At 61.4% G+C, this 24,829-nt stretch carries 19 protein-coding genes and 2 tRNA genes; 15 read left to right on the top strand and 6 right to left on the bottom strand.

What is annotated here, in order from left to right; all coding sequences use genetic code 11:
• Positions 1-5 precede the first annotated feature (5 nt).
• The 3 genes from K3174_RS10705 to K3174_RS10715 form a co-directional block, all read right to left on the bottom strand.
• Complete coding sequence (locus tag K3174_RS10705; protein ID WP_221558268.1) at positions 6-989, bottom strand: zinc-binding dehydrogenase; 984 nt, start codon at positions 987-989, stop codon at positions 6-8.
• A 59-nt stretch (positions 990-1,048) separates the two neighbouring features.
• Positions 1,049-1,735, bottom strand: coding sequence for an oxygen-insensitive NAD(P)H nitroreductase (nfsB, locus tag K3174_RS10710; RefSeq protein WP_221558270.1), 687 nt, complete (start codon positions 1,733-1,735; stop codon positions 1,049-1,051).
• A gap of 199 nt (positions 1,736-1,934) precedes the next feature.
• Complete coding sequence (locus K3174_RS10715; protein ID WP_221558271.1) at positions 1,935-2,816, bottom strand: LysR family transcriptional regulator; 882 nt, start codon at positions 2,814-2,816, stop codon at positions 1,935-1,937.
• A gap of 842 nt (positions 2,817-3,658) precedes the next feature.
• On the opposite strand from K3174_RS10715, the gene K3174_RS10720 reads away from it, so the two are divergent.
• From K3174_RS10720 to accC, 9 genes are all read left to right on the top strand, one after another.
• Positions 3,659-4,633 (top strand): hypothetical protein, encoded by a 975-nt coding sequence (locus tag K3174_RS10720; protein ID WP_221558272.1) that lies wholly within the window; start codon positions 3,659-3,661, stop codon positions 4,631-4,633.
• Positions 4,634-4,664: 31 nt separating this feature from the next.
• Positions 4,665-5,141: a hypothetical protein gene (locus K3174_RS10725; protein WP_221558273.1), complete on the top strand. Its 477-nt coding sequence runs from the start codon at positions 4,665-4,667 to the stop codon at positions 5,139-5,141.
• 71 nt (positions 5,142-5,212) lie between these two features.
• A complete protein-coding gene (locus K3174_RS10730) occupies positions 5,213-6,238 on the top strand; it encodes a hypothetical protein (protein WP_221558274.1) in 1,026 nt (341 codons plus the stop codon).
• Positions 6,239-6,616: 378 nt separating this feature from the next.
• The gene (locus tag K3174_RS10735; RefSeq protein WP_345719627.1) at positions 6,617-11,353 is read left to right on the top strand and encodes a hypothetical protein; all 4,737 of its coding nucleotides are present in this window, start codon (positions 6,617-6,619) and stop codon (positions 11,351-11,353) included.
• Positions 11,350-13,467: a proprotein convertase P-domain-containing protein gene (locus K3174_RS10740; RefSeq protein WP_221558276.1), complete on the top strand. Its 2,118-nt coding sequence runs from the start codon at positions 11,350-11,352 to the stop codon at positions 13,465-13,467. Before K3174_RS10735 ends, K3174_RS10740 begins: the two co-directional genes overlap by 4 nt.
• Positions 13,468-13,640: 173 nt before the next feature.
• The gene (locus K3174_RS10745; RefSeq protein ID WP_221558277.1) at positions 13,641-14,054 is read left to right on the top strand and encodes a holin family protein; all 414 of its coding nucleotides are present in this window, start codon (positions 13,641-13,643) and stop codon (positions 14,052-14,054) included.
• A 31-nt stretch (positions 14,055-14,085) separates the two neighbouring features.
• Positions 14,086-14,520 (top strand): type II 3-dehydroquinate dehydratase, encoded by a 435-nt coding sequence (locus K3174_RS10750; RefSeq protein WP_221558278.1) that lies wholly within the window; start codon positions 14,086-14,088, stop codon positions 14,518-14,520.
• 73 nt (positions 14,521-14,593) lie between these two features.
• Positions 14,594-15,088 (top strand): acetyl-CoA carboxylase biotin carboxyl carrier protein, encoded by a 495-nt coding sequence (gene accB, locus K3174_RS10755; RefSeq protein WP_221558279.1) that lies wholly within the window; start codon positions 14,594-14,596, stop codon positions 15,086-15,088.
• 8 nt (positions 15,089-15,096) lie between these two features.
• Positions 15,097-16,446 (top strand): acetyl-CoA carboxylase biotin carboxylase subunit, encoded by a 1,350-nt coding sequence (gene accC, locus K3174_RS10760; RefSeq protein ID WP_221558280.1) that lies wholly within the window; start codon positions 15,097-15,099, stop codon positions 16,444-16,446.
• A gap of 69 nt (positions 16,447-16,515) precedes the next feature.
• Here accC and K3174_RS10765 read toward each other — a convergent pair whose 3' ends face one another.
• The 3 genes from K3174_RS10765 to K3174_RS10775 form a co-directional block, all read right to left on the bottom strand.
• Positions 16,516-17,064, bottom strand: a complete 549-nt coding sequence (locus K3174_RS10765) for a hypothetical protein (protein ID WP_221558281.1) — start codon at positions 17,062-17,064, stop codon at positions 16,516-16,518.
• A 151-nt stretch (positions 17,065-17,215) separates the two neighbouring features.
• Positions 17,216-17,650, bottom strand: a complete 435-nt coding sequence (locus tag K3174_RS10770) for a GFA family protein (protein ID WP_345719628.1) — start codon at positions 17,648-17,650, stop codon at positions 17,216-17,218.
• Positions 17,647-18,108, bottom strand: coding sequence for an Lrp/AsnC family transcriptional regulator (locus tag K3174_RS10775; RefSeq protein ID WP_221558282.1), 462 nt, complete (start codon positions 18,106-18,108; stop codon positions 17,647-17,649). Before K3174_RS10775 ends, K3174_RS10770 begins: the two co-directional genes overlap by 4 nt.
• A 227-nt stretch (positions 18,109-18,335) precedes the next feature.
• On the opposite strand from K3174_RS10775, the gene K3174_RS10780 reads away from it, so the two are divergent.
• The 6 genes from K3174_RS10780 to ettA all read left to right on the top strand — a co-directional run bounded on the left by K3174_RS10780 (position 18,336) and on the right by ettA (position 24,771).
• Positions 18,336-20,123 carry a sensor histidine kinase gene (locus K3174_RS10780; RefSeq protein ID WP_221558283.1) on the top strand — a complete coding sequence of 596 codons (1,788 nt, stop codon included), beginning with the start codon at positions 18,336-18,338 and terminating at the stop codon, positions 20,121-20,123.
• 42 nt (positions 20,124-20,165) lie between these two features.
• Entirely contained in the window at positions 20,166-21,137 is a 972-nt protein-coding gene (locus K3174_RS10785; protein ID WP_221558284.1) for a polysaccharide deacetylase family protein, read from the top strand.
• A 52-nt stretch (positions 21,138-21,189) separates the two neighbouring features.
• Positions 21,190-21,266 (top strand) — tRNA-Ile (locus K3174_RS10790).
• A gap of 265 nt (positions 21,267-21,531) precedes the next feature.
• Positions 21,532-21,608, top strand: a tRNA-Pro gene (locus tag K3174_RS10795).
• Positions 21,609-21,658: 50 nt separating this feature from the next.
• Positions 21,659-22,993: an MATE family efflux transporter gene (locus tag K3174_RS10800; protein ID WP_221558285.1), complete on the top strand. Its 1,335-nt coding sequence runs from the start codon at positions 21,659-21,661 to the stop codon at positions 22,991-22,993.
• Positions 22,994-23,097: 104 nt separating this feature from the next.
• A complete protein-coding gene (gene ettA / locus K3174_RS10805) occupies positions 23,098-24,771 on the top strand; it encodes an energy-dependent translational throttle protein EttA (RefSeq protein WP_221558286.1) in 1,674 nt (557 codons plus the stop codon).
• Positions 24,772-24,829: the final 58 nt, after the last annotated feature.

Consider the following 24,829-nt stretch of genomic DNA (forward strand, 5'->3'; position numbering starts at 1 on the left):
GGAAATCAGGCGATATCCACCGCCAGCTTGCCGACCGGCTTTCCGGCGTCGAGGAAGCTCAACGCCTCGCCAAGCTGGTCGAGCGTGAAGCGATGCGGGTCGAGCAGCGGGCGGATGCGTCCGTCGTCGACCATGCGTGCGACCTTCTCCAGCAATGCGCCATGACGCTCGCGGTCCCGCCCGGTGATCAGCGGGATCAGCATCAGCACCGTATGCAGCGTGGCGTTCTTTGCGCCCATGACCGACAGGTCGAGCCCGTCGCCGGGCCGCGTAGTCGCCACACGCCCGTTGGTGGCCAGCGCGGCAAAGGATTTTTCGAGGTTCCTGCCGCCGACCGTGTCGAACACGATATCATAGCCGCGCCCCCCGGTATATTTCGCCACGTAATCGGCGACTTCCAGCTCGCGATAATTGATTGCCTCTGCCGCACCCAGATCGCGCGTCAATTCGGCCTTTTCCGCGCTGGAAACGGTGGCGTGGACGATCGCTCCCGTGGCACGCGCAAGCTGCACGCCAAAATGGCCGACCCCGCCGGTGCCGCCATGGACCAGCACCAGTTCGCCCGGCGTGATCTGCGCGCGTTCGACCAAGGCTTCCCATGCCGTAATCACGGCCAGCGGCATGGCGGCGGCCTCGCGGAACGAGAGCGATTTGGGCTTATGCGCCAGCAGGCGCTCGTCGGCGGTCATTTCCTCGGAAAAGCTGCCGTCAGCCTCGCCGATGCCGCCGGCGCACCCATAGACGTCATCGCCGGGCCTGAACTTGGTTGTGGCAGCGCCGACCGCGGTCACCACGCCCGAGACATCGAAGCCAAGCGGAGGCGGATCGCCTTCGCGCCCCATGCCTTCACGACCTCGCGCATCGGCCGGATTTAGCCCCGCAGCATGCACCTTGACCACCACTTCGAAAGGACCCGCCTCGCGCGCGCGGCGTTCTCGCAATTCGAAGGGCGCATCGGCGCCATAGCGGGTCAGTTGGGCGTATCGCATTATCCTCATCCTTCTAAGGAAAAGCCCCGCCGGGAGAGGGCGGGGCTCGGTGGGACAGTTCAGATTTCGGTGATGATCTCACCTTCGGGCAGGCGAGACTTGGGCAGCTTCGCGTTGTAATCGTCATCGGCGCGATAGCCGAGGCAGACCACGGCAAGACTGCGAAAGCCCTTTTCGGCCAGCCCGAACTCTTCGTCGAGGACGGCGGTATCGACCCCCTCCATCGGCGTGGCGTCGATGCCCATCGCGGCGGCACCCAGCAAAAGCTGCCCAAGATTGAGATAGGTCTGCGCGTCCATCCACGCCTGCAGATTGCCATTCTGCCGCTGGAGATCGACGAACATGTTGACGCCACCCTTCTGCTGCGCGCGCAATTTTTGAGGATCAGCGGCATAACGCCCCGCCGCCTCGTCCACATCGAGCAGGTGATCGACGTAGTCGCCTTCGAAGCTTGTGCGGCTGGCAAATAGGATCACGTGCGACGCATCGTGGATCTTCTGGGTGTTGAACGGATATTTCTCGCTTGCTTTGGCAATGCGCGCCTTGCCTTCATCTGACGAGGCCAAGATGAAATGCCAGGGTTGACTATTGACGCTGGACGGGCTGAGGCGGAGCAGCGTCTTGACCGCCGCCACCTCATCCGCAGAAAGGCGGCGTTCTGCATCATAGACCTTCGTGGAATAGCGGGATTCCGCCGTTGCGATGATCGCCTCGCTATTCTTTACGAGGGGCATTAGTTCGGTCACGTCATATCTCCGCCAATCGGCGCGGCATCTCATCGACACAGCCGATCCACCGACTGCGCGCCTGTTGGCCGCGTTAACATTGGTGAGGGAAATAGGCTCCGGCGCGCATCTTACTACAGACATGAGGCCGAATGGACTGTTCGGCAATCTTGCCTATTGAGGCGGGAACTATACGAGCCGTCCGAAATCGGAACGCGCGCTATCGCGGGTCGGTTGCTACTAGGAAGTCGATCAGATCCCGCGCCGGAGAGGTCGCCGACACGTTGCTGGGCCAGACGAGTTGCAGCGGTATCTTGGTGCGAAAACTCTCTCCCAAAGGTTCGCACAGCGTCCCCGACTCAAGTTCCTCTGTAATGACGAAACCGGGGATCAGGGCGAAGCCCAGCCCGGCGACCGCCATGCGCTTGACCGCTTCCATCGAATCCGTGCGGACCGCCGTTCGCCCCCATATCTCGCGGGATGCATCCTGATCCTGATGGCGAAAAATATCCCGTACCGGTGCGAAGCTTATGAAATCGAAATTGGCCAGATCGTCGAAACCGGCCGGCCAGCCGGCCCTTGTCAGATAGTCGGGCGATGCGACAAGCAACCCCGGCTCTGGCAGCAGACTGCGGGTCATCAATTCGGAATCGGCGATTACTCCCCCGCGGATCGCCACGTCGATACCTTCTTCGAGGATATTTTCCATTCTGTCGGTGAGTTGCAGATCGAGTAAGATGCCGGGCCGGGCCGCAGCGAAATCGGAGATACGGCCAAACAGGCTATGCTGGTATAAGGTAGACGGCATCGAGACACGCAGGACAACGAGCCGTTCTCGCGCAGTGCCGGAAAAAAGCGCCAGCGCCTCCTTACCGGAATTCGTCATCCGGACGGCTATATCGTAAAAATCGCTTCCTTCCTTGGTGAGCGAGACGGCGCGCGTCGAACGATAGAACAGGGCAGTGCCCAGCAATTCCTCAAGATTGGTAATGTGCTGGCTGACGACCGAAGGTGACAGCAAAAGTCGCCTGGCAGCGCCCCTGAATGACCCTTCGTCGACAACGGCGACGAAGATAGCAATCGACTTCAGTCGCTCGATCACGACCAGTGCATCCCCTCAAAGCAAACGCGGTATCATCATTTGTCGTTACACAAACGATCTTGCTGCGCCGTGGCTCTACGCGTGAACCACCATCATGGGCAGGTCAAACACTTCAATTCACCCGCGACATATCAGGTGCTGGAGAGAACTGTTCGAATATCGAGTCCTTCATCCAGCCTCGTGGGCCAAGATGGAACCGGCAATACTCGGAGATCAATAGCAAGGGAAGGACATGCAGCAGAAGTTTAAGTGGTTGTTTTGCATACAGGATGGTCTGCCACGTCTTTTGAACGCCCTCGCCCCGAACGGCGATTGCGGCGACATTGCCTTCTGGTTCCGCTTCCTTTCAGAAACGACAACTGCTGGCCTACCGCTGCACCCTGCCCGATCCGTCGTCCTTGATAGCTTCCATCTCGGCTTGAATGGGCTCCGATTGCCTTCGAGATTTCAGTATTCTGGCGGTTCGGCATCAACCTGATCCGATACGGCAGCATGAGGCTTTGTTGTACGAGCCTCTTCACCGCGCCGAAACGCATCGTCGGTTCAGTGGCCGCCTCGCAAGTCGCTTCGGCATCGGTTGCAGCTTGGCAAAAACGGCAGCATCCGCGCACGTTTCGACCGACGGCGCAAGACAACATCGCCTGCGCTACTTCCCCCAAGCCAAGCGCAATGACCAGAACCATTGGTCGGGCAGAGCAGCACGCCAAGCGATGGATGGAACCGGATTTTAAGCTCCACGCGCCAAAGATAGTGCGCGTTTACCATGGCATGCCGCTGAGCAATTACGCAAAAACGCGTAGCTTTTAACCGTTCAATTACCACTATCCATTAACTTCTGGCGCATGACACAAGCGCCATTCCGTTTTGCCGCCGCTCCGCTGGCTCTCGTCGCGGCCTTTGCTGCTACTTCCGCCCATGCCGGCGGCGTAAGCGCGGGCACGCTGATCGAGAATACTGCCAGTGCCACCTATGACGGCGGGGCAGGCTCGGTCACCATTCCCTCGAACACCGTCACGGTCAGGGTCGACGAACTCCTGGACGTAACCGTCACCTCGCTCGATTCCGGTGCGGTATCGGCGGCGCCCGGCTCGGCCGTGCTGACGTTCGAAATCACCAATACAGGCAATGGCCCGGAGGCATATGCGCTGACGGCCAACCCCGCCGTTGCCGGGAACGACTTCGATACGACGGTCGACGGCATCGCGGTCGATACCAACGGGAACGGCGTTTACGATCCGGGCGTCGATCAGCTGCTGACCGGACCGGAGACCACCGCTCCGCTCGATGCCGATGAAAGCCTGACTGTTTTCGTCCTCGTCACGGTCCCTGGCGGTGTTTTGGACGGTGACACCAGCGATGTCGATCTGCTGGCCGAAGCCGTGACCGGAACTGGTGCTCCTGGCCGGGTCTTCGCCGGTCAGGGTGTCGGCGGTGCCGACGCCATTGTCGGCGCCACGGGCGCAGATGCGAATGCGCTGGGCTCGCTGACCGTCGGGATCACCGATGTCGACCTCATCAAATCGGCCAGCGTCCGCGATCCATTCGGAGGTAGCGGTAACGTGCCCGGCGCGACGATTACCTACACGATCCGCGCAGAGATAACGGGCAGCGGATCGGTTTCCGATCTGGTGGTGACCGACGCTGTCCCGATCGACACCAGCTACGTCGCAGGTTCGCTGGCGCTCGATGGAGCGACACTGACCGATGGCGCTGACGGCGATCGCGGTACGGCGAACGCATCAGGAATTTCGGTGGATCTGGGCACTGTTTCCGCCGGGGCAAGCCGCTCAATCACCTTCGACGTCACCATAGACTGAACATAACAAAGCGAAAGCAAAGGTCTGTAAAATGTTAATTTTCAAGATGATCTTCACACCGCTTCTAGCCATGTCGGTGCTGACCGCGCCGCTGTCTGCACAGGATCAACCGATCTCCCTATCGGGCGACGTCAAGCACGAAAAAACCACAGTGGATGCGGCCGGCGAGGCCAAAACGGAGCTCGTCGAGCCCAACACTATCGTTCCAGGCGACCGGCTGATCTTCGGCACCGACTATACCAATAGCAGCGACGAACAGGTCGAAAACTTCGTTGTCACCAACCCGCTGCCGGAGGCGGTGCGGCTGGCACCGGATGCCGATGCCGCGCTGACCGTGTCGGTCGACGGTGGGCAAACATTCGGCGCGCTGTCGCAACTGTCGGTGCGTGCGGAGGACGGCTCGACCCGTCCGGCAGAGCACGCAGACGTCACACATGTCCGTTGGACGCTTGCCTCGGTCGCACCGGGCGAGAGCGGCCGGCTGGAATATCCCGCAATCATCCGCTGATCGGCGGAAGGTAACCGCCAAGCCATCCGGGCGGACGCAAGATCGGAGGGCACCCAAAGAGGACCAGTACAATGACACACGGCAAGCAATTGCTGGGGGCAGTGAGTTCGATTGCACTCATCGCGTTCTCCTCCAGCCCGGCACTGGCCGCGGGTACCGCCGCGGGCAGTTCGATCACCAACAACGTAACCGTCAACTACAATGTCGGCGGCGTGGCACAGACCGCTGTCAACGCCAGCAATACCTTCACCGTCGACCGGCGCGTGAACCTCACGGTGGCCGAAGTCGGTGGGACCACGACTTCGGTTGCCCCGGGTTCGCTGTCGCAAGCGACTACCTTCACGGTGACCAACACGTCGAACACGCCCGTCGACTTCGCGCTCTCGTTGGTCCAGTCGACCACCGACAACTTCGATATCACCAACATCCGCTACTACCGGGACAACGGCAACGGGGTTTTCGACGCCGGTGACACGCTCGTCACCTTCCTCGACGAAATTGCCGCCGACGCGGTCGTTACCGTCCACGTGGTCGGCGATATTCCGAACACTGTAACCAATGGACAGGTGTCGAACATCACCCTGGTCGCCAACGCCCATGCGGCAGGCACCGCCAGCAGCCTCGGCGCCAAGCTGACCGCCACCGCAGGCGCGAACACCGCCGGTGTAGATACCGTTCTCGCCGACGCCGCCGCACCCGGCGACACCGGCGCAAACCAGGGCGACCATGCTGCGTCGGATAGCTATACAGTCTCGGCAGCCGTCATGACCGCCGCAAAGACTAGTACGATCATTTCCGACCCGATCAACGGAACCACAAACCCGAAGATGATCCCCGGTGCGACGGTACAGTACTGTATCGCTGTATCGAATGCTGCGGGCGGCGCCGCCGCAACCAATGTCACGATCTCGGACATTCTGCCTACTGGCGTCACGTATCTGAGCGCGTTCGGCATTTTCACGAATGGCAACGCTTCGTGCGCCAGCGGCACAAGTGGTGGCACCTACACCGCAGGCACGCGCACGATTGCTGCGCCGCTCAGCGACATCGCGGCAAGCCAGACACGATCTGTCTACTTCCGCGTCACGATCGACTGATCGCAGTCGGAACTGGCAATGGTGCGTCGGCACCCCTCTTTGCGCGAATGGGCAGTAGCACTCTTGTTGGTGCTGCTGCCATTCGTCATGGGCGGGACAGCATCGGCGCAAACAATCACCAATATTGCGGAGGCCACGTGGATTGCGGAAGGCGAACAATTTCGCTCGAGGTCGAACCCCGTTGTAACACAAGTAGTTGAAAACCCACCTACAATTACCACATTCCGCCCGGGTACCGGTGGCGGTACGCAGTTCACCTACACACCCACAAAATGCGGTGGTCGGTCGATCTTGGGCAATAACCGCGAGAACGCCCCGATCGGATCGTCAACGTCCCAGACAGACCTCCTGCAGACAAGCGTCCAGCCAACAACTGTCGTGAATGCAGGCGAAACCCTGATCTTTCAGATCAGCGCGCGTTCGGCAAATCTGGACGCGTCGGCAGTCGACCCACTTTCTATCGTCATCGATACATCGGCGGGCGATCATGAAGATCTGGTCGTGTTCGAAACGGGCCCGAACACCGGTGTGTTCGTCGGTTCGATCCCGACGGTCAGGATGCCACCCATGCCGGTGGCAGGCGATTGCCGCCTAAGCCTAGCCAACGGAAATGTCATTGGAATTTCAGCGATGCAGCCCGATGGCAATGCCGTGCTGGTGCACGCCGATGTCGAGGTCCTGGCCGATCCTTTCGGCGTCGTCTTCGACAGCGAAACAGGCGACCCCGTATCGGGCGCGACGGTCACGCTGGTCGACGCCGCTACCGGTCAGCCGGCGACTGTCTTTGCCGCCGACGGTGTGACCCCGTGGCCGTCCACGGTTATCTCCGGACAATCGATCACGGATGGAGCCGGCAACATCTATCTTGTCGGACAGGGTGAATATTGGTTCCCGCTCACCGCTCTGGGCACCTATCGCCTGGCTATACAGCCGCCATCACCGTACACTCACCCTTCGGTGGTTACGCCGGCGCAACTGGCATCGATCGCCCACCCCGATGGCAGACCGTTCATTATCAATAGCGGTTCCTATGGCGGCACCTTCCAGTTGATCGACACGACGCCGGTGGAGATCGATATTCCGCTAGATCGGCCCAGCCTTGCCGTCAGCGTGATCAAGACCGCTTCGCGCGCGTCAGCCCAGCCGGGTGATGCGGTATTCTACTCGATTACCGTGCAAAATCAGGATGCTGGGCGTATCAAGCGCAATGTCGTAGTCACGGACAGCCCATCGCGCTGGCTGCGCTTGCGAACCGACACCGTGCGGATCGACGGCGCCAACGATCCGTCGGCCCTGACGACGTCTGCCGATGGCAGGCTGCTGACCTTCAATCTTGGCGATATCGTCGCCGGGGCGAGCAGACGCGTGACCTATGCCATGGTGGTGCGCGCTGACGCTCCGCCGGGAGAGGCCATCAATCGCGCCGACGCGACCGACTCGCTCGGGCGCATCACGACTGCGAGCGCCGTGGTCGACATCGAACGCGAATCGATTGCCGACCGGATGACGATCGTTGGGCGCATAACGGCAGGCGATTGCAGCATCGAGAAGCCGGGTGTCGGGATCCCCGGTGTCCGGGTGATGATGGAAGACGGCAGCTTCGCGATTACCGATGCAGATGGGCGTTATCACTTCGAAGGCGTGGTACCGGGCACGCATGTCGTGCAGGCTTCGCGGATGACCCTGCCCGAGGGCGGCGAGTTCATCGATTGCCACCGTTCGACCCGCAGCGCCGGCAGTCCGATCTCGCGTTTCGTCATCGGCCAGGGTGGATCGCTCGCCGTCGCCGATTTCCATGCGACAGTTCCGCAAGAGTTCGTCGACAGCCTGATCGTCGAACAGCCGGGCGAACCGACCGAACAGAATCGCAACGAAGAACCGATCGAAGATTTTGCGCCGACGCCCGAATTCGACTGGCTGGCTCTCGGCGACGGGCCCGACGGCTGGCTCGCTCCAGAAATCGGCCACAACCCCCGTGCACCCGCAATCCGCGTCGCGATCAGGCACCGCAAAGGGCAGAAGATCGAACTTCGCGCCGATGGTAAGGCGGTCGACCAGCTGGTTTTCGACGGTACTCGCAATGCGGAGACCGGCGAATATGCCGTGAGCTTGTGGCGCGGCGTGCCTTTGGAAAACGAGCGCACAACGCTGAGCGCCGATTTCATCGATGCCAACGGTGCCATCCTCGATACCATCACCCGCGAAGTGCATTTCACGACCACCCCCGCCAAGGTGGAACTGATCGAAAATCGATCCAACCTGGTCGCCGACGGCAAGACCAGGCCGGTCGTCGCGATCCGGGTACTCGACCGCAACAACCGTCCGCTGCGCGAAGGCGTATCGGGCGAATTCACGCTGAATTCGCCGTATCAGAGCGCGGAACAGCTCGACCGCCAGCAACTCGACCAGCTGACCGGGATCGGCACAACGGCGGCGCGCTGGGTGATCGAAGGCGATAATGGAATTGCCTTGATCGAATTGGCCCCGACGATGGTCAGCGGCTCTTTGCGGCTCGATTTCCGTTTCGACGATGGCGAAATTTCGCGCGAACAAGAACTCGAGGCATGGATCGTTCCCGGCGATATCGAATGGACGGTGGTCGGCCTTGCAGAAGGTTCGGTCGGCGCGCGGACCGTTGCCGACAATATGGAACGCGCGGGCCGGTTCGACAGCGATCTTGGCGACGAGGCGCGGGTTGCGCTCTACGCCAAGGGCCGCGTGCTCGGGAAGTACCTCGTCACCCTTGCATATGACAGCGCCAAACAGGCCGAAGACCAGCGCGTGCTCGGCACGCTCGATCCCGATGCCTACTATACTGTGTTCGGCGACGCTTCGAGCCGACGCTTCGACGCAGCATCGCGTGACAAGCTGTATGTCCGTATCGAGACCGCGACCTTCTATGCGCTGTATGGCGATTTCGAGACCGGTTTCGATCAGACCCGCCTCGCCCGTTACAATCGCACCGCAACCGGGGTGAAAGCCGAAGCGCGGTTCGGCCAGATCCGCGCGCAGGGCTTCGCTGCCGAAATCGCCACTCGCTTCCGCCGCGACGAGATCCAGGGTCAAGGCATCACTGGCCCCTATCGCCTGTCGAGCCGCGATTTGATCGCCAACAGCGAGAAAGTGATGCTGGAAGTACGTGACAGGTTCCGTTCGGAACTGATTGTTTCGACAAAGGAACTGGTCCGCTTCATGGACTACGATGTCGACATGCTGTCGGGCACGATCACCTTCAAGGAGCCCATCCTGAGCCGCGATTTCGATCTCAATCCGCAGTTCATCGTGGTGGAGTACGAGGTCGACGGCCTATCCGATGGCGAACTCAATGCCGGGCTGCGCACCGACTGGAGCAGCAAAGACGATACGGTCCGCATCGGCGTTACGGCGATAACGGACAAGGGCGATGGATCGCGAACCGATATGGGTGCAGTCGACGCACGCGTCCGTATCGGAGCCAGCACCGAAGTGCGCGCTGAAGTGGCCGCAAGCCGTCGCGATGGCGAAACGTCCACCGGCTGGCTGGTCGAGGCGCAGCACCAGACCGGATCGCTCGACGTTATCGCCTATGCCCGTTCGCTCGATGCGGATTATGGCGTCGGCCAGCAAAACGGCGCTGAGCTCGGTCGGCGTAAACTTGGTACCGATGCGCGGGTCAGGCTGAACGAGAATCTCTCGATCCTCGGAAGCCTGTGGCAGGATGACAGCCTCGCCGATACCGGTCGACGCCGCGCCGCGCAGGTGCAACTCGGCTATACTGCTCAAGCCACCGACCTACGCCTCGGCATCGCTCATTTCACCGACCGTCTGGCGGATGGCACACGCAACGAGTCGACCGTGATAGAAGGCGGGGTCACCCAGCGCCTGTTCGACAACCGGCTCGAACTCAGCGCGTCGACGAGTATTGCGCTCGACAATGCTGAATCGGTCGATCTGCCCGCCCGCCACCGTTTCGGTGCGCGCTATGCGCTGACGGAAGATGTTCGGGTCGTCGGTCTCTACGAAATTGCGGACGGTGCCGAAATCGAAGCGCGCACGATCAAGGGCGGCTTCGAGGTCACACCTTGGAACGGAGGGAAAGCGGTCACTTCGCTCGGCCAGCAGGATATCGGCGAATACGGCAATCGCAGCTTCGCCGCTCTGGGGCTTTCGCAATCTTTGCAAGTCACCCAGTCCCTGACAATCGACGCCACGCTGGACGGAAATCGTACGTTGGGCGGCAGCAGCCCGGTGGAGAATATCGTCAATCCCGCACAACCGGTCGCGAGCGGCGGCCAGTTCGGCCAAGATGGGGCGCTGTTCGAAGACTTTACCGCCGCAACCCTTGGTATGGCCTGGCGCAAAGACCGTTGGAGCGCCACTGCCCGAGCCGAATATCGCGACGGCGAATTCGCCGACCGCAAGGGCTTTACACTCGGCGCGATCCGCCAGTTGGGGGAAGGCAGCATTGTTGGATCCGGCTTCACCTGGACGGAAGCGGAAGCCGATAACGGTGCGACCACCGAAATCATGGACGCCGCCATCGCCATAGCGCATCGCCCAGCGGAATCCGCCTTCGCTTTCCTCGGCAAGCTCGAATTCCGCAGCGACGCGGTGACCGATGCCATCGCCGGCGAGGCCGGAACGGCAGGCAACACGGCTTTGCTGGTCGACGGCGATGCGAAGTCGAGCCGACTGATCGCCAGCCTGTCGACCAACTGGTCGCCGCAGGGCGAAGATCGAAATGGCCAGATGGTCCGTCGCCACGAGCTCGGCCTGTTCCTCGGCGCGCGCCATAACTTCGACCAGTTCGAAGGGTACGACTATGCGGGCACCACGCTGCTCGCAGGGCTGGATGCGAAGTTCGGCATTGGCGAGCGCTTCGAAATCGGCGCGCGCGGTACGGTACGCACGGGCATCGAAGACGGCCTGACCAGCTATTCGATCGGCCCCAATGTCGGCTTCGTTCCCGCAGACAATGCGCTGATCACGGTAGGTTACAACTTCGCCGGGTTCCGCGACGAGGATTTCTCTGCCGCGCGCGAAACGGACGATGGTCTTTACGCCTCGATCCGCATCAAGTTCGATGCAGACAGCTTCTCGTTCCTTGGACTGGGCAGGCGGGCAGAAACGTCATGAGCTATCGATATCTCAACGGCCTTTTGACCATGTTTGCCTATCCCGGTCACATGACCCGCGGGATGTTTTCAGGAGGCGGCGAGCATGCGATTGCTTATGTGCTGCGCTTGCTGTTGTGCATCTTTGCAGCGGCGATCGCTTTGCCTGCCAATGCTCAGTCGACATCGACATTCTCGAACTCCAATACGGGTACGATCAATAGCTCGACCACCTGTACCGCCCCGCTGGTGCGGAACTTCACCGTCGGCAGCAATTTTACTCTGGCCGACGTGAATATCGGCATCTTGGCCACGCATACTTGGCGCGGCGACCTGCAGTTTACCCTCCAATCGCCAACGGGAACGAGAGTTCAGCTCACCAACGGTGATACCCAGAACACCAGCGGCGATAATTTCAACGTTCTGCTGGACGATGCGGCATCGCAGCTGGTCAACACCGACAGTTCGACCGGCGATCATGCGACATCGGCGCCGCCCTACCAAAACACTTTCCGACCACGCAGCGCGCTATCGGCTTTCAATGGCGAGGCTTCCGCCGGAACCTGGCGGCTGGAGATCTGCGACTTGTTTCCGTCCGCAGACGACGGACAGTTCAGGCGAGCGGATCTTTATCTGACATCCGCGCCCGCGAACTATGCCGACCTTTCGCTTGCGAAACTGGTTGTCGGCGGCGCGCCCGCAAATGGCGGAACGGTTACCTACCGCCTGACAGTCAGCAACGCATCGGTCTCTCCGTCCTCCGCGTCGGGCATTACGGTCCGAGATACTTTTCCGAGCCAATTCACCTACTCCTCCGCTTCCGGGGCGGGAACCTTCAACTCGGGAACCAGGGTCTGGACGGTTCCGACACTCGCACCGGGTGCAAGCGCAACGATCGATATCACGGGCACGATCGCGGCAAGCGCTGGTACTTCGATCACGAACACGGCCGAAATCATCTCGAGCAGCATTGTCGATAGCGATTCAACACCGAATAACGGCGCTACCACCGAAGACGACTATTCGTCCGCGACATTTACCGTCACTGCCGGACGCCCGGCAGGCATCATACCTGCAGTCAACTGCCCGAACGGATCCACCCTGTTCGACTGGGACGCGCCATCGGTAAGCTGGACGGCGGGATCGACCAGCAACAGCTACGCGCTCGGCACTTTCGGCAATATCGCATTCAATCTCACGAATGACGGTGCATATCTCAACAATGCCACCTTCGGTGGGCAGTCGCCCGCGCTTCAGAGCGCGTTTACGGGTGGGCTCACGCCTGCGCAGCGAAGCCTTGCCGTGGTAGCCGACCAGGCGAGCCGTAGCGGCGTCGCCACGATCACGATCACGCTGCCCCGGGCATTCGACGGCGTGCAGTTTACGATTTTCGACGTCGATCATGCCGCCAACCAGTTCAGCGACAGGGTCGTGGTGACGGGAACCAATGGCGGAACTTCGGTGACACCGACGCTGAGCAACGGCAATGTAAACTACGTCACGGGCAATACGGCCATCGGCGACGGTGCGTCCGACAACGATTCTTCGGCGGGTAATCTGGTCGTCACCTTCACGAGCAGGGTCGACACCATCGTCATTACCTATGGAAATCACAGCACGGCGCCAAGCAATCCCGGCCAGCAGGGCATTGCGCTGCACGATATCAGTTTCTGCCGCCCCCACACCACGCTCAACGTCACCAAGGTCAGCTCCATCATATCCGACCCGGTGAATGGCACGTCCAATCCCAAAGCGATCCCCGGCGCGACGATCGAATATCTCATTACAGTGAACAATACCGGTAGCGATCAGACCGACAGCGACACCGTAATCGTAACCGACAACGCACCGGCGAATGCAAAGATGTGCCTTGCCAATCTGGGCGGCGCAGGGAGCGGGCCCGTGCTTTTCGGAGCGGGCAGCCCGGTCTCGGGATTGAGCTACAGCTATGTCGCTTTGGGCAATGCGAGTGACGATCTGCAGTTTTCCACCAACGGAGGAACGACGTGGAACTACACGCCCACGGCTGATGCCGATGGATGCGACGGAGCGGTGTCCAACTTCCGGGTCAACCCTAAAGGCGCATTCACCGCCGGACGGACTTTCACACTGAGAGTCAGGTTCATCGTCAAGTAGCGATTAGTCGACCGAGTGAGAAACCGTATAGGTTATTCATGGACCTGACATCGAACTGTGGCGATCGAAATTCCTTGGTGCCAGATCGGTCTTGGCGACGCTCTGTCACATTCCTATTTCCTACATGAACCATTCTGGTTAGCCATCGTGATCTCGCAAACCGGAGATACGATATGTCGCTACTCGAGCCACTCATCGGCCCTATCGCCTCAATCATCGACAAAATCATCCCCAACAAGGAAGCGCGCACGAAGGCCAAGCTCGAACTGCTCGCTTTGGAGGGAACGCACGAGCTCAAGCAGATCGAGGCCCGGCTCTCGGCTATCGTCGCCGAAGCGCGCAGCGGCGATCCCTGGACCAGCCGTGCGCGACCGAGCTTCCTCTACGTCATGTACGCTCTGATTCTGTTTAGCGTGCCGATGGGCGTCATCGCCGCGTTCGATCCCGTTACCGCGCGCGCCATCGGTGAAGGTATGACACGCTACCTCGCCGCCCTGCCCGATCCGCTCTACGCGCTCTTCGGCACCGGCTATCTCGGCTATACCGCCGCCCGCCAGTGGGGCAAGGCCAAGGGAACCGACGCTTGAGCTTGATCGGATTGCCGCTAAACCGGCGATCATGACCGCCACCGTTTTCGTTCTCAACGGCCCCAACCTCAACCTGCTCGGCACGCGCGAGCCGGATATCTATGGTGCGAATACGCTGGCCGATATCGAGGCGATGCTGGAGGACAAGGCCAAGCGTCTCGGCCTTGCGATCGATTTCCGTCAGACCAATCACGAAGGCGTACTGGTGGATTGGCTGCACGAAGCAGACGCTGCCGGGGCCAAAGCCGTGCTGCTGAATGCCGCCGCCTATACCCATACATCCATCGCCCTGCTCGACGCGATCAAGGCGATCGGTGTACCGGTGATAGAAGTGCACCTTTCCGATCCAGTGACACGCGAGGAATTCCGCCATACCTCCTATGTCGGTATGGCGGCTATCGACGAAGTAAAAGGCATGGGCGGACCCGGCTATGCCGTAGCGTTGGAGAAGGCGGCCGCCCTGTAAAACGCCCCCTCGCCCCTTGCCCTCAGCGCATCCGCAGAGCATAGGGCGGGCCAAACAACACATAAGGGGTTCCATGGCCGAACGTAAAGGCACTGCCGGCAAATCCGGCATGAACGTCGACACCGCACTCGTGCGCGAACTCGCCGAGATGCTGGGCGATACCGGGCTCACCGAAATCGAGGTCGAGGACGGTGACCGCAAGATCCGCGTCTCGCGTGGTGGGGTTGCGCTGGCTGGGGTGCCGGCACCGATGGCCATGCCCGCCGCTGCGCCGACTGCACCTGTCTCGGCGCCGCCGGCTGCCGCAGGGGCAGCACCAGCCGGAGCAGATGTAGCCGGCGCGATCAAATCGCCGATGGTCGGCACCGTCTATCTCGCCCCCGAACCGGGAGCGGCGGATTTCGTCCAGGTCGGTGACAGCGTCAAGGAGGGCCAGACCCTCGTGATTGTCGAGGCCATGAAGGTGATGAACCCGATCACCGCCGACAAGGCCGGGACGGTCAAGGCCATCCACGTCGAGAACGCCCAGCCGGTCGAATTCGACCAGCCGCTCGTCAGCATCGGCTGAGGTCGCCCGTGACTATTTCCCGTATCCTTATCGCCAATCGCGGCGAAATCGCGCTGCGCATCCATCGTGCGGCCCATGAGATGGGTATCGAGACCGTCGCAGTGCACTCCACTGCCGATGCCGATGCCATGCATGTCCGCCTGGCCGATCACGCGGTCTGCATCGGTCCGCCGCCTGCCACCGACAGCTATCTCAACATCGCCAACATCATCTCCGCGGCCGAAGTCAGCCACTCGGACGCGATTCATCCAGGCTATGGTTTTCTGTCCGAGAACGCCAAGTTCGCCGAAATCGTCGAAGCGCACGATATCGCCTGGATCGGCCCCAAGCCCGAACACATCCGCACCATGGGCGACAAGGTCGAGGCGAAGAAAACCGCCGGTGCATTGGGTCTGCCGCTTGTTCCCGGCTCGGAAGGCGCCGTGGAAACCGTTGAGGAAGCGCGCGAGATCGCAGCGGAGATCGGCTACCCGGTCATTATCAAAGCCGCGAGCGGCGGCGGTGGCCGCGGCATGAAGGTTTGCGAAAGCGAGGACCAGCTCGAAAGCCTGATGAAACAGGCGGGCAGCGAGGCGAAGGCCGCCTTCGGCGATGCCACGGTCTATATCGAGAAGTATCTCGGCGACCCGCGCCATATCGAATTCCAGGTCTTCGGCGACGGCAATGGCAATGGCATCCATCTGGGCGAGCGCGATTGCTCGTTGCAACGACGCCACCAGAAAGTGCTCGAGGAAGCGCCCTCCCCGGTGCTGTCCACCGAAGAGCGCGACCGCATGGGCGAAATCTGCGCGCAGGCCATGCGCGACATGGGCTATCGCGGTGCCGGCACGATCGAATTCCTGTGGGAGAACGGTGAGTTCTACTTCATCGAGATGAACACCCGCCTGCAGGTCGAACACCCGGTGACCGAGATGATTACGGGCATCGATCTGGTGCGCGAACAGATCCGTATCGCTTCGGGCAAGGACCTGTCGTGCACGCAGGATCAGGTCCAGTTCAAAGGGCATGCCATCGAGTGCCGCATCAATGCCGAAGACCCGTTCACCTTCGCCCCCAGCCCCGGCAAGGTCAGCTATTATCATGCGGCAGGCGGCATGCATGTCCGCGTCGATAGCGGGCTTTATGCGGGCTATTCGGTCCCGCCCTATTACGACAGCATGATCGCCAAGCTGATCGTCTATGGCCGCGACCGCGAACGCTGCATGATGCGCCTCAAGCGCGCCCTGGAGGAAATGGTGGTCGAAGGCGTGAAGACCAGCATCCCCCTGCACCAGGAACTCCTGCAGCAGGACGACGTGAAGAGCGGGCAATATTCGATCAAATGGCTTGAAGAGTGGTTGAAGACTCGCGAAGGATAGCGGCGGGTTGCGACCTTAATTTCGGACACTTTATGATGGATTGCGATATCAGGAGAGCAGGCGAGGAAGCTAGGGTGTCGATTGAAACTTCAATCCAGTTGCGCCTGTACCAACCGCGATAATTTTGAAATTGTCATGCGCTCCTTTTGGAGATCGGACCACCCCACCATCAAATACATAGTTGCCGACTTGTACTGGCAGGGGGCGCACGCGTTCAGTCCACACGCCATCCAATTGTCCGGCCGCCCAGACGCGCTCTTTCGATGTACTTTGAGGAGCCATAAGTCCTATTAGTCGTTCGAGAAAAAATCGCCTGCTGGGCGTTTTTACATACTGTTCGCTGGTCGGGCCGTTAATGACTAACTCACTTAATGCACCGTCACTGTTCACGTAGTATGTCGCAAATCGTTCTCCTGAAGGAAGATTATATTGAACTTCTGTCAGGCCACTATGTGATGGTGCCAGAGCGCTTCCGGATGAGCGCACGTTCTCATGAATGGCAAAATGGTCTTTTGCAGTTTGGACGACAACTTCAGCAATTTGCACATCAGTCGTCTCAGCGCCAACACAAGCGGGAGTCGCCAAAAAGAAACTGATCGCGAGAAACCTTGAAAACATGGCGACTCCTATCCGCAGTTGCTTCGCTCAAGTAATCGGAAAGCCAAAGGCGACGGAGTTGGAGGCCAAAGACACGAAGCCCCCCTGGCCGCTTCTCCTAGTGATGTTTGAAAACCCGCAAGTCCGCAAACAAGCTCAATTCCCGACAACTCTAATCGAAACTGAACCCCGCCGCTTTCGCCTCTGCGATCACTTCTTCTCCGGTCTGGCGCGGGTGGTTACCTTCGATGCGGCACCACTCGGCGCGCTCGTCGACGAAAATCTCTTTCTCGACTCCATACGCTGCGGCGGCGTCGAACAACCCGGCGGAAAAGCTGCGATTGCCCGTCGGCAGGAACCGGTACCAGAGGTTGCTGCCGCATTGCGAACAGAAGGCACGTTCGGCCCATTCGCTCGATCGGTATGTGCTGATCGCCTCATCGCCTGAGACATCGGCACTGTCGCCCGTCTGCGCGCTGTAGAACGAGCCAGCCCAACGGCGACACATGTCGCATTGGCAGATTTCTATCTCGTGTTTGGGGCTTTCGATCGCGATCTTCACCGCTCCGCACAGGCAGTGGCCTTCGATCCGTTCCGCCCCGCTCACAACGGCACGCCGGGTTCGTGCTTGCTGGTCCGGATCGTAAGCGACGTTTTCACGCTTTCCACATTGGGCGCCGGCGTCAGCTTGCTGGTCAGGAATTCCTGAAAGCTCTGCAAATCCTTGCTGACGATCTTGATGATGAAATCGATCTCGCCGTTGAGCATGTGCACTTCACGCACTTCGGGCAGGTCGTGCATCGCGGCTTCGAATTCGCGCAGCGCGTCTTCCGCCTGGCTTTTCAGGCTGACCATGGCGAAAACCGTTATCGAAAAGCCCAGTTTCGAAGGGTCGAGTTCGGCGTGATAGCCCCTGATCACACCTTCTTCTTCGAGCGAGCGCACGCGGCGCAGGCATGGCGGGGCGGTCAACCCTACGCGGTGGGCAAGTTCGACATTGGTGATTCTCCCTTCATTCTGGAGTTCACCCAGCAATCGCCGGTCGATATCGTCGAGATTGGCCATATGAGTTTCCCTGCTACCCTGGCGCCATCGGCGGGGCATCGCGAAATTTCCACGAAATGTTGACAACGCGATGCAGCCGTCTTGGCTAACATTATTAGCCTTGCCAGCAATTGTGTCGCTTTGCAACGCGCAGGAAACCTTCCGTTCAGCGTAAGTTTTACACGGTTGGAAACTAGGATGTGCGATGGTTTACGTCTCGCAAACCATTGCCTGTCACCGGAGAACCGATGCATTTCGACGACCGCCTTGCCACAGTGCTGCGCCATCGCGCCGCTGGCGTGCGCGCGGCGAAGACGCAGTTCCGGCAATTGCTGGACCTTCTTGGCGAGCGTCCGCAGGCGGGCGATCCCGCACTCAAGGCGGCAGCCTATCTGCGGCTGATCGCCCTCGCCGAATTGATACCCATCGGCGAACGCGCGGCGATCGTGGGCGATAGCGGGTGGCGCTTTCGCAATCCGGAACTGGTGCGCTGGTTCGGCGAGGCCCATCCCGCGATTGCCGGATCCGCTCTCTCTCGGGCGCAATTGATGAGCGAGGAATGGGTCGAGCTGATACCGCGCCTGCCGATCCGTGCGCGCGGCTTCCTGAGGCACCGGAACGATCTGCCGGATGGCGCGGTACGCGTGCTCGATCAACTGGGCGTATCCGACCGCGCATTGCCACTGCCGGAGCCCCAGCCCGCTCCCGAGACAATCGCCGGCGAGCCGGCCGAAGCCGCCAGCCTCGGGAACCTCGAGCCGCTCGTTTTGCGCGAAACGGACGAAAATTCCCGGGATGTGGCAAAACCCGAAACGTCAGTGCCCGGTGCCAAGCCGGCACCTGTCGCCGCCCCGCCCCAGGCGTCGGAAGCGCCCGACAAGTCGGACGGTATTCGTGCCCTGGTCGAACGGATCGAGAGCTTTCGCAAGTCGCGCGGCCCGGACCCGCAAGGCGGCGATGCGCCCACGCTGCCGCTTGCGGGCCTCGATGAAACAATGCCGCGCAAGCAACTGGACGCGTTCAGTTTCGGAACGAATTCGGAAGGCCGGATCGACTGGGCGGAGCCCGAAACTGCCCCGATGGTGATCGGGATCGACCTCTCGCAGCGGTTCGACGCGGACAAGGCCGGAGATGATTTCGCCGCGGCCTTCGTCAACCGCCAGCCGGTGCGCGACGTCGCCATCGCCTTGCGCGGCGCGGATGCCATAGAAGGCGACTGGATCGTCGATGCAGCACCGCGTTTCACCCGCGGGGACGGGCGCTTCTACGGCTATGTCGGCCGCTTCCGCCGTGCGGTTGCCCCGGTCGACGATCGCGCCCGGCGTGGTGCGGATCGTCTGCGCCAGTTGCTTCACGAATTGCGCACGCCGGTCAACGCCATGCAGGGCTATGCCGAAGTGATCCAGCAGCAGGTCTTCGGCCCCACACCGCACGAATATCGCGCACTTGCCGCTTCCATTGCGGGCGATTCAGCGCGCATCCTTGCCGGCTTCGATGAACTCGACCGTCTGGCGCGGCTCGAAACGGGAGATCTCGATCTCGAGGCAGGCGAAAGCGATTTCGCCGCCATCGCCCGCACGCAGCTCGGCCAGCTTCAAACGGTGCTCGGCCCACGCGTGGCACGCTTCGATGCCGAACTGACCGATAAACCTGCCCCGCTCGCTCTTGCCCGGAACGAGGCCGAAATGCTCGGCTGGCGGGTCCTTGCAACACTGGCAGGTGCGACGGGTGCGGGGGAAAACATTGTCCTGTCGCTCACGCTCGACGGGGACCAGCTTGTGCTTCGTGCGCAACTGCCCGCCAAACTGGCCCGGACGGACAACGTCTTCGCGTCCGAAATCCGGGCCGGCGGAAGTACCCTGAGCTCGGGCATATTCGGTGCCGGTTTCTCGCTTCGCCTCGCCCGTGCAGAAGCGCATGCGGCAGGCGGCGAACTGGCGCGGGACGAGGATTTCCTCGTCCTCTCCCTGCCGCTCTTGACCGCCAACGATGCCCTGCCTAGCCCTGCCGATGCGCCCGATCGTGCGGCTGGCTAGGAAACGCATACCATCTCCCACGCCAACCTCCTTACACCGCCCATGGCATCGCAACGGGCGCGCTTTGCCGAAGGGTTCGGCCAGCGCGCTCTGCTGACCGTCGATACCGAAGAGGAATTCGACTGGAATGCGACTTTCCGGGCCGACAATTACGGGCTCGACCATGTGCGCGCGCTGGGCAATTTTCAGCAATTCTGCGAAGGTATCGGCGTCTCGCCGGTCTATCTTGTGGATTGGCCGATCGCGACCGATCCGCTGGCCCGGGACATCATCGGCGATGCGGTGCGCCGCGGAACCGCCGAAATCGGCGTGCAACTGCATCCCTGGGTGAACCCGCCGCTACGCGAAGAAATCACCGATAAATACAGCTTTGCCGGCAATCTGCCGCAGGCTCTGGAGGCGGAGAAATATCGCCGGCTGCGCGATGCGATCGAGGAAGGTTTCGGCGTTGTCCCGCGGATCTACCGCGCGGGACGTTACGGGCTCGGTCCGCAAACCGCCGGAATGCTGATGGACACCGGCATTGCCGTCGACTCATCGGTTCGTGCGCGATACGATTACTCGTCGGGCCACGGTCCGGACTATAGCAAACATCCCGTATCGCCATACTGGACGGACGCCGATCGCCGGCTGCTCGAGCTTCCGCTTACTACCGTTTACTGGGGCCTTCTACGCCGTCAGGGCGAACAGCTGTTCCCGCTTGCGTCGAAGCTGCCGCTGCTTGGCGGGCTTCTGTCGCGGTTGTCTTTGCTAGAACGGATCAGCCTGACGCCCGAAGGCGTCACTCTCGACGAAGCCCTGCGCGGCATCGACATCGCGATCGACGACGACCTGCCGGTGTTCGTGCTGAGCTTTCACAGCCCGTCGCTTGCCGTAGGCCATACTCCCTATGTCCGCACCGCAGACGATCTGGACGATCTCTACGACTGGCTGCGCGGAGTATATTCCTACCTCAACATGCGCGGGATCGAACCGACGACGGTCGCGGAAATTGTCGACGCGGTGCAGGTCTAGGTTGCAAGCTGCCCGTGCCGGGGCTAGTCGCGCAATTCCACACTGGTGGCTGGGGCCTGTAGCTCAGTTGGTTAGAGCTGGCCGCTCATAACGGCTAGGTCGCGGGTTCGAGTCCTGCCGGGCCCACCATCCAGCCCCTTGCCCTCTCCCGTAATCCGGCCGAAAGGCCGCAGTGCAGCCTTGTCGCCGGTGCGGTCCGCTTCGCATGCCAAAAGCGCTGTCCCGGCGATGCACGCTTGACCCGCTATATCTGCAACTCTAATGGGGCCGCGTGTCGCACACCGTGCGGCACCTTGCCTCGAAGCATGTATATCCGGACCGCCCGAGCACCTGCTGCCCGGGCCGGGAGGTCACTCCCCATGGTTCCGAGTACCATCCTTCGAGAAATATCGGTCGGGGAGTGGCGCAGCCTGGTAGCGCACTTGTTTTGGGTACAAGGGGTCGCTGGTTCGAATCCAGTCTCCCCGACCAGTATTTCACGAGGCGGATAGCTCGCGAGCGAAGCGCGGGAGGTGCGCCGTTTGAATAGCCCGACTGCCACGGCCTCCCCCGCCATCGACACACGCCTGATCTGGGCCATTGCGTTGCCCGCCATGGTGACGAACGTGGCCACTGCGCTGATCGGCGTGGGCGATATGTGGATCGTCGGGCAGTTGGGCGACGCGCCGACGCAAGGCGCGGTCGATATCGGTGCCAAGCTTTTCGCGGCGCTGTTCACCGTTATGAACTTCCTCAAAACCGGCACCACCGGATTGGTCGCGCAGGCGGGCACGCGGTCGGGAGCGCGCGCGCAGGCGGACGTGCTGATCAAGGGGCTGGTGGTCGGCCTGGCCATCGCCGCCATGTTGCTGCTGGCGAAACCGGTGCTCATGCCCCTGCTGCTCGACGCGCTGGGTGCCGAGGCGCGGGTGCGCACGGCTGCCCTTGTCTACGCCGATATCCGCTACTGGAGCGCGCCTGCGGTTATGGCCAACTTCGCGCTTGTGGGGTTTCTGGTGGGGCGCCGGCGGATGCGCGAGGTGCTGGCCATCGAGATCCTGTACAACCTCCTCAATGTAGCGCTCGGCCTCTGGCTGGCGCTGGGTCTGAACTGGGGCATTGCGGGCATCGGCTGGTCGAGCTTCATTGCCGAATTCGTCAAGCTGGCGATTGCCGGCACGATCATCTGGCGCATTGCCGGAAGCGATATCCAGGATGCCGTGCGAAATGGCACGAATATCTCGCTGTCGGCGCTGAAGCCGTTCCTGGCCGTCAACCGCGATCTCTTCCTGCGCACGGTCGTCCTGATGATCGCGATCGCCGCCCTGACGCGATTGGGTGCGGAGCGCGGCCCCGTCGTGCTGGCGGCAAACGGGATCGTCTACCAGCTCTTCGTGCTGGCCGCCTTGCTGCTGGACGGGTTCGAAAATGCCGCGCAGGTCCTCAATGGCGAGCGCGCGGGCGAAGACGACCGGGCAGGCTTCACCGCTTTCGTGCGGGCGATCCTGTGGCGCTGCCTTGGCATGGCTATCGTTCTGGCGCTGGTACTGGCAGCATTCGGCGGCGCAATCACCGACAACTTCGCCGCAACACCCGCGGTAGCGGCAGAGGCGCGCAAGCTGTGGCCCTGGCTCATCGCGATTCCCCTGGCCGGGTTCGCCGGCTTCGTGCTCGACGGCGTATTCGTGGGCGCGAGCTGGACGCGCGCGCTCCTCGGCACGATGGCCGCAGCGACCGCAGGCTACGCCCTATTGCTGTGGTTGACCTGGCCATTGGGCAATGACGGTCTGTGGGGAAGCTTTATCGTCTTCCTGATCGTGCGGGCCGTATTGCAGTTGGCGATGATGCCGCGCCTGCTGCGCCGCCATTTTCCCTAGCCGACCGCGCGCTTGCCCCTGGGCTCCGGTGCGACTATCTGCGCCGCAGACCTGTCCGGGCCGCCGCGCCCGCCCATCCATTCGATACCGAAGGACCCCGCCAGATGGCCGCCCAGTACGCTTTCGTCATGAAAGACATGACCAAGACTTTCCCCGGTGCGCAGAAACCGGTGCTCAGCAATATTAACCTGCAATTCTACCAGGGCGCGAAGATCGGCATCGTCGGGCCCAACGGTGCGGGCAAGTCGACGCTGATCAAGATCATGGCCGGTATCGACACCGATTTCACCGGCGAGGCATGGCCGGGCGAGAACATCACGGTCGGCTATCTGGAACAGGAGCCCGAGCTCGACGACAGCAAGACGGTGCTGGAAAACGTCAGGGACGGCGCGCGCGAAACGGCCGACATGGTCGAACGCTTCAACCAGATCGGCATGGAAATGGGCGAAGAGGATGCCGATTTCGATGCGCTCAGCACCGAGATGTCGGAACTGCAGGACCGGATCGACGCGGTCGATGGCTGGACGCTCGACAATCAGCTCGAAGTGGCGATGGAAGCGCTCCGCTGCCCGCCGGGCGACTGGCCCGTCACCGATCTGTCGGGCGGCGAGAAGCGCCGCGTCGCCCTCACCCGCCTGCTGATCCAGAAGCCGTCCATTCTGCTCCTCGACGAACCGACCAACCACCTCGATGCCGAAAGCGTCCAGTGGCTCGAAAACCATCTCAAGGAATATGCCGGTGCGGTGCTGATGATCACCCACGATCGCTACTTCCTCGACAATGTCGTCGGCTGGATTCTCGAACTCGACCGCGGCAGCTACTATCCGTACGAAGGCAATTACTCGACCTATCTGGAAAAGAAGGCCAAGCGGCTCGAACAGGAAAGCCGCGAGGAAAGCGGTCGGTCGAAAGCGCTGTCGCGCGAACTCGAATGGATCCGGCAGACCCCGGCCGCGCGCCAGACCAAGTCGAAGGCACGTATTCGCAAGTTCGAGGAACTGCAGGAAAGCCAGCAGGATCGCAAACCCGGCAAGGCGCAGATCGTCATCCAGGTGCCCGAACGCCTCGGCGGCAAGGTCATCGAAGCCAAGGGCATCTCCAAGGCCTATGGCGACAAGCTGCTGTTCGAAGACCTGTCCTTCATGCTGCCCCCCGGCGGCATCGTCGGCGTGATCGGGCCCAACGGCGCGGGTAAGTCGACGCTGTTCAAGATCCTGACCGGCAAGGAAACCCCCGACAGCGGGACGGTGGAAATCGGCTCGACCGTCCATCTCGGCTATGTCGACCAGAGCCGCGACCATCTGAACCCCAAGAACAACGTCTGGGAGGAAATCTCCGACGGGCTCGATTACATGAAGGTCAACGGCCACGACACCAGCACGCGCGCCTATGTCGGCGCGTTCAACTTCAAGGGCCCCGACCAGCAGAAGAATGTCGGCAAGCTGTCCGGCGGCGAACGCAACCGCGTGCACATGGCCAAGATGCTGAAAGAAGGCGGCAACGTGCTGCTGCTGGACGAACCGACCAACGATCTCGACGTGGAAACTTTGGGCGCGCTCGAGGAGGCGATCGAAAACTTCGCCGGCTGCGCCGTGGTCATCTCGCACGACCGCTTCTTCCTCGACCGCCTGGCCACGCACATCCTGGCCTTCGAAGGCGACAGCCACGTCGAATGGTTCGAGGGCAACTTCGAAGCTTACGAGGAAGACAAGCGGCGGCGCCTAGGCGATGCGGCGGATCGGCCGACGCGGTTGGCGTATAAGAAGCTGACTAGGTAGTGTAGGCAGCCGACGCAGATCCGTTTATCTTCCCCTTCGTCATTCCCGCGAAGGCGGG

The organism is Qipengyuania qiaonensis (assembly GCF_019711515.1).
GTDB classification, from domain to species: domain Bacteria; phylum Pseudomonadota; class Alphaproteobacteria; order Sphingomonadales; family Sphingomonadaceae; genus Qipengyuania; species Qipengyuania qiaonensis.